2 protein-coding genes are annotated in these 2,121 nt (G+C 37.5%); both read right to left on the bottom strand.

All coding sequences use genetic code 11. The features are described 5' to 3' along the window. Positions 1 to 145 precede the first annotated feature (145 nt). The gene (locus ACWPAB_RS15160) at positions 146 to 1,177 is read right to left on the bottom strand and encodes a DNA cytosine methyltransferase (RefSeq protein ID WP_032779184.1); all 1,032 of its coding nucleotides are present in this window, start codon (positions 1,175 to 1,177) and stop codon (positions 146 to 148) included. After that, on the bottom strand, positions 1,164 to 2,121 hold a 958-nt coding region (locus ACWPAB_RS15155; protein ID WP_337451891.1), incomplete at its 5' end, for an AAA family ATPase. The genes ACWPAB_RS15155 and ACWPAB_RS15160, both read right to left, overlap by 14 nt.

Below are 2,121 nucleotides of genomic sequence, written 5' to 3'. Positions count from 1 at the left end.
CAACAATTAATCCTGAACATGAGATGCTTTGTCATTATTGCATCGCCCATTTAAATCCTAATAGGCAATTGTTTAAAAAACAAAATCTAAAAAACTCATAATTCAGCAAACATTGCGTCCATTTTTTAATTGCTCGTCTTCAAACTCAATCCTCATTTTCAATCATTTCTTTAATATACAGTCCCTGAATTTTTGCAAACTTGGGAGGAATTGCATTTCCAATCATCTGAGCAAGTATGGTTTTAGGGCATTTATCATCGAAATAATAGTCAATTGGAAACGACTGCAAAATAGAAGCCTCTCTAACACTGATGCTTCTATTTTGTGTCGGATGTAAAAATCGTCCTTTTGAAGGCGACAGGCATCCCCCAGTGATAGTCGGAGAAGGTCGATCCCAAAACATCCGACCGTAGACATCAGAATAACCAATATTTGCTTTTTTATGGCACTCAAGCCAATATTTTTTCGGTAAGTTCTTTCTGTTCCCGCCATTTTTGGGAATCAATTCAATGATGTGCTGGATATAAGGCGTATGATTTGAATGGATTCTATGAATAGGATCTGAACTGTCTGTTGGTTTGGGAAGCGATTCGATCGCGTCCCTTACAGTTTTAACTGGCGTATTCATGCGGAAGGGAAAATCAACATCGTGTGAAAGTGCCCCTATCAACACAAGGCGCCTTCGACTTTGGGGAATACCAAAATCTTTTACATTTATTTCTTTGAAATCAATAGAATAACCTATTTCCTTAAGTTCTTCGAGCATCGAATTAAATCTGTCATAATAAATGATTTGAGGAACATTCTCCATCATAATAAAATTTGGCTTAATGATTTTAACTGCACGTAAATACTCTTCAATAAGGATATTTCTTTTATCCGAATATGCCCTTCGTTTATTATTTCTATTCATTTGTGTAAAGCCTTGGCAAGGCGGACATCCAGCCACTATATCAACATGGCCCATTCGTCGGAAATCATCGTCGGAAATACGTCGAATGTCAGAATTGATCATGATCGTCTTATGATGATTTCCTTCATATATTTTTGAAATTCTAGGATCTAGCTCCACAGCATATTTCACTGTAATTCCCGCTTGTTCAAGGCCCTCAGTGAGTCCCCCGCAACCTGCAAATAAATCAATAGCATTTATTGTCATATGATCACCTGTGTGCATTCTCAAACTGTGTGTTTATGTTAATAATGGAATTAAGAATAGCTTGATAACTATTTGATTCTGGCGCATTGGCACAAACTGAACGCTTAACCCATGAGGTGCATAATCTCTGAAAAAGATTATAGTATTGTTGCGAGTTGGCATTATCAGTATTAGCTTCTGCACTTGCAATGTTATACAGTGTTTTCTTTTTTTCATTTGCATCAAGTGCCACAGAACTTCCAGCAAGTTTGATATACTGCTTAAGGGTATTTTCATCCCAAATTACATCTTCTGGTGTCGCCTCAGGAAGAAATTGAACATGGCCTTTAAAAAAGCGCAAGTATTTTTTCATTGCATTGAGCTTTATGGGGTCGTTAGAAAGATTATCCGAATTAGTACCACGAGGCTTAGACGAGGGAAATGAGATTTTTTTTGAAATTCTTTCAACTGCGGGAGTGACGAAACTCAAATCGTTACTTTGCGCTTCGGTTAACGAATCAACATCCATGACATTATCAGGCTTTTGATCACCATCTAAAATATAATAATCATCCCATTGTTCTCGCTCAGAACTGGCGAGGATGTTTTGTTTTATAATACTATTTGCACTAATGGAAAGATCTCTTACCAGAATCCGTTGAAACTCTTCTTTTGACTGGACGACAGTATTTACCAGAATTTGAGCCGCCCTGTCCTCGACCGTCACAACACATTTACCAGTTCTAGTCACCTCCAACTCAGAAAAAACAGAAGTTGGTGAGCATCCATCAATAATCTCAGTTTCACGCAAATCGTCATTATACCTAATTGCTTTGACCGCACAATCAGGTAGGCTAGAAATGAATTTTTCAGAGTGCGTTGAAATTACAATTTGGCTTCTGGTGTCCTTAATGATTTTTAACAGATATTCTAGCAATCGTTGTTGTGCCCCTGGATATAATGATGTTTCAGGTTCATCTAGA

It is taken from the genome of Lacticaseibacillus sp. 30, assembly GCF_053819265.1.
Note: the sequence above shows the minus strand (reverse complement) of the source record. Positions and strands in the feature narration are given on the sequence as shown.

Coding starts and splice junctions, on each gene's coding strand:
- ACWPAB_RS15160 (WP_032779184.1), bottom strand. CDS start 1,177: ATGCACACAGGTGATCATATGACAATAAATGCTATTGATTTATTTGCA.